5 protein-coding genes are annotated in these 3908 nt (G+C 37.8%); 3 read left to right on the forward strand and 2 right to left on the reverse strand.

Translation table 11 applies throughout. The features are described 5' to 3' along the window. The coding region (locus BTHERMOSOX_RS08640) for a UvrD-helicase domain-containing protein (RefSeq protein ID WP_138120679.1) at positions 1-1904 on the reverse strand (1904 nt) is incomplete at its 3' end. Positions 1905-2021: 117 nt separating this feature from the next. Here BTHERMOSOX_RS08640 and BTHERMOSOX_RS08645 point away from each other — a divergent pair. Both BTHERMOSOX_RS08645 and BTHERMOSOX_RS08650 read left to right on the forward strand, forming a co-directional pair. Further along, positions 2022-2207: an Alvin_2107 family globule sulfur oxidation protein gene (locus BTHERMOSOX_RS08645; RefSeq protein WP_138120680.1), complete on the forward strand. Its 186-nt coding sequence runs from the start codon at positions 2022-2024 to the stop codon at positions 2205-2207. A 45-nt stretch (positions 2208-2252) separates the two neighbouring features. Next, complete coding sequence (locus BTHERMOSOX_RS08650; RefSeq protein WP_138120681.1) at positions 2253-3197, forward strand: KamA family radical SAM protein; 945 nt, start codon at positions 2253-2255, stop codon at positions 3195-3197. Here BTHERMOSOX_RS08650 and BTHERMOSOX_RS08655 read toward each other — a convergent pair. Then, positions 3189-3707, reverse strand: a complete 519-nt coding sequence (locus tag BTHERMOSOX_RS08655) for a TlpA family protein disulfide reductase (RefSeq protein ID WP_249360661.1) — start codon at positions 3705-3707, stop codon at positions 3189-3191. The genes BTHERMOSOX_RS08650 and BTHERMOSOX_RS08655 overlap by 9 nt on opposite strands. A gap of 12 nt (positions 3708-3719) precedes the next feature. On the opposite strand from BTHERMOSOX_RS08655, the gene BTHERMOSOX_RS08660 reads away from it, so the two are divergent. Next, positions 3720-3908, forward strand: a 189-nt coding sequence (locus BTHERMOSOX_RS08660; protein ID WP_488153933.1) for a thioredoxin domain-containing protein, incomplete at its 3' end; no start/stop codon positions are given.

Here is a 3908-nt window from a genome sequence, read left to right on the forward strand (position 1 = left end):
GGGATTTCATCCAAAAAACGAGAAGGGTAAGCGTATAAAGATTGGCCATGTAAGAAGCGCTTAATAGCAAATGATAGTGTTAGTCTTTTCATGGCTCGAGTCATGCCAACATAGCATAATCGCCTTTCTTCATCCATCAAATGAGGTTCGTCTTTAGACTGTCTAGAAGGAAATAAATCCTCTTCTAGACCGCCTAAAAATACATTTGGAAATTCTAAGCCTTTGGCTGAGTGAATAGTCATTAGTTGAACGTTATCAACGATTGGCGCATTAGCATCACCACTTGAATCAAGAGAGGCTAAAGAAATAAATCCAACCACCTCATTCATCTCACTATCTTCATCATGGTTGTATTGTTTGGCAGCAGAAATAAGCTCCTCTAAGTTTTCTTTTTTACTACCAGCTTTATCAGTTTTATCATTAGCGTAATGCGTCATTAGCCCGGAGTGATTCAATAAGTAAGCAACTTTTTCATCCAAGTCTAGATTTTTAGAATCATCAGTCATTTGTTCGATTAATTGTATAAAGCCACTTAAGGCATTTGAAGCGCGAGTTGGCAAGCTTGGTGCAACCTGAACAGCTGCTTGAAATAAATTAGTATGTTGGTCGCGTGCAAATTCACGTACCTTTTCCAAAGTGGCATTGCCAATGCCTCGTGTTGGGAAATTAACCACGCGCTCAAAAGCTACGTTATCAGTCGTACTTTCACAAAGACGCACATAGCCCAGTGCATCTTTGATTTCAGCGCGTTCAAAAAATCGCAATCCACCATAAATAATATAAGGAATATTGTGTTTAATCAAAGACTCTTCAAATACTCGTGATTGTGCATTCGAGCGATACAAAATAGCGCAATCACTTGCAGTGCCACCATCTTTAATGAGTTTTTTAATACTTCGAATAACATAATCAGCTTCATCAGTCTCAGTACGTGCTTCGTACACATTAATCAGCTCGCCATCACCAGCATCAGTCCAAAGCGATTTTCCCATTCGATTGGAATTATTGGCAATTAGTGCATTCGATGCGGCCAAAATATTACCTGTTGAACGATAATTTTGTTCAAGACGAATGGTTTGAATCGGAGCGAAATCAGTTTCTAATTTGGTGATATTTTCAATTTTTGCACCACGCCAGCCGTAGATCGACTGATCGTCATCACCCACGCAAAATACATTATTTTTGCCAGTAAATAATTGATGAATCCATTTATATTGCACAGTATTAGTATCTTGAAACTCATCTACCAAAATATGCGAAAAACGTGTTTGATAATGTTCGAGTAGCTCGGTATTATTTTTTAATAGCTCATAGCTACGTACCAACAGCTCGGCAAAATCAATCAGATCGTTGGCACGACAATGCGCCTCATACAATACAAGTACCTCAAGACTTTTCTTAATAAAAAAGTTATAACCCGCATCTACGTCTTGTGCACGAATACCTTCATCTTTTTGCTGATTGATAAACCATTGAACTTTTCTAACTGGAAATTTAGATTCATCAATATTGTTTTCTTTCATTAGGCGTTTAACAATGCGAAACTGGTCTTGTGCATCTAAAATTTGAAAACCTGAGCTAAGCCCAGCCTTTTCATAATGCGTGCGTAATAGGCGATGTGCAAGGCCATGAAAGGTACCTACCCACATGCTTTGTATTGGGCGCCGTAGTAATGCACCTAATCTTTCACGCATTTCTGCTGCAGCTTTGTTGGTAAAGGTAACGGCCAATATTGAGTCGGTATGAATGTTTTTCTGAGTAACCAGGTAGGCTATTCGATGGGTAAGCACACGTGTCTTGCCACTACCTGCACCTGCTAGTATCAGTGCGTTTTGAGCATCACCCAGTGCAACTGATTGGTGTTGCTTGTCATTTAATCCGTTGGTTATTTCTGATAAATTCATTGATTTTTCTTGCCTTATGAAATTTAATGGTTATAATATTACCTTTCTCTTATGTCAGTTGAACAGCGTTCTGATGTAAGCAACAAAATTATAAACATTATTTAAGGAGTATCAGCAATGACTTACTACGAAGGCGTTAAAAAAATGGAAGAAATGGGTGTAAACGACAACTATATTCAAGGTTGGGTCGCAGGTTTCTTGAACAACCCTGAAATTGAAGAGCAGAGAAAAACTGACGAGTATGAAGCTGGTTACGAAGATGGTGGTGAGCATTCAGATGCTAACTTCGCCAACTTTTGTTAAGACTTAAGTAAATCGAATCAGAGAGCCCCTTACGGGGCTTTTTTTATGTCAGCAAATCAGTGGAATCAACAAGCAAGAAAGGTGCTTAAAGGTGCGCAGCAGAGTAATGTATTTTTCAACACTCAAGCATTCACTGAGGTTAAATTCCCCATTAAGATTCCACTTGAGTATGCCAACCTCGTAGATGTTAACAATCCTAACGACCCTCTACTCAGGCAGGTAATACCACAAGTATCAAACGATAAAAGTGATTATTCTTTATCACCCTTGCGGGATGAAGATAACTCTCCTGTCGATGGGCTAATCCACAAATATCCAAATCGAGTGTTGCTGATTGCCTCTCAAGTGTGTGCGATTCATTGCCAGTATTGTTTTAGACAAAACTTTGATTATACTCAGCATGATGCACTGAGCAATTGGCCAGAAATTGAGCGCTACATCAGCGAGCGCCAAGAAATCAACGAAGTTATTTTAAGTGGTGGAGATCCACTTAGTTTGAGTGATGATAAGCTTGAAAAATTAATCAAAAATATTGAAAATTTTCAATATGTAAGGTCTTTACGTATTCATTCACGCTCAATAGTGGTGATGCCAAGCAGAATGACTACTAAATTGGTCGAAATATTGGCTAAAACACGTCTAAAGGTTGTTTTAGTGACGCATATTAACCATGCAAATGAGATATCAGATGAGTTTTCTAAAAATATCGCAAATATTGTAAATGCAACCTTGCTCAATCAATCGGTCTTATTAAAAGGTGTTAATGACGATTTAAACAGCCTAAAAGCACTAAGTTTGAAATTATTTGATGTTGGAATTTTGCCGTATTACTTGCATATGCTAGACAAGGTTGAGGGTGCGCAAAACTACTTTGTGAGTGATGATAAGGCTGTGCAACTACACCAGCAATTGCAATCTCAATTAAGTGGCTATTTGGTGCCTAAGCTGGTTAGAGATTCTGGCCTTAGCTCTAAGACCTGGCTACTTTGAAATAGCTTTTTGTAGGTCGGCAATATCCATTTCGCCCATGCGAAAATCAACCAATCGACCATCTGGATCGTAAACATAAGTGGTTGGCATGCCAAATACCTCGCCAAAATTTGTGAATTGCGGGCCATTTTTTTCATCAAAAAGAATGATTGGATAGTTCACCATAAAGGTATCAGTAAATTCAATCACTTCTTTTTTGCCAGCTTGTTCGTAGTCAAGCCCTAGAATTAATACTTTGTCTTTATTTTTTTCATAAAACTCCACAAAAGCAGGAATCTCTTTTAAACATGGCGGGCACCAAGTAGCCCAAAAATTAACCACTAAATATTTTCCTTGGGTAGATTCATCAGTATGAATATTGCCATTAAGGTCGGTTAGAGAAAAATCAGGCACTCTAACTTCTTTCTGACGCGTCTCTTTGGTAGATTCAATAATATCACTAATGGTAATTGCCTGAGCAAATGCCATGGTTAAAAATAGTGACAGTATAATAGTAATTTTTTTAAGCATGTTTTTAAGCCAATGAATACAATAATTTATCATAATCCAAGATGTACAAAATCTAGATTAACACTAGGAATTTTAGAGGAAAAAGGCATTGATTTTGAAGTAATTAAATACCTAGAAGTGCCACCAACAGCAGATGAATTAAAAGCTTTATTGGTAGAACTTAAATTAGATGCAAGAGCTTTAATGCGCACGTTTGAAGCG

The sequence above is a fragment of the Bathymodiolus heckerae thiotrophic gill symbiont genome (assembly GCF_900128515.1).
Lineage (GTDB): Bacteria > Pseudomonadota > Gammaproteobacteria > PS1 > Pseudothioglobaceae > Thioglobus_A.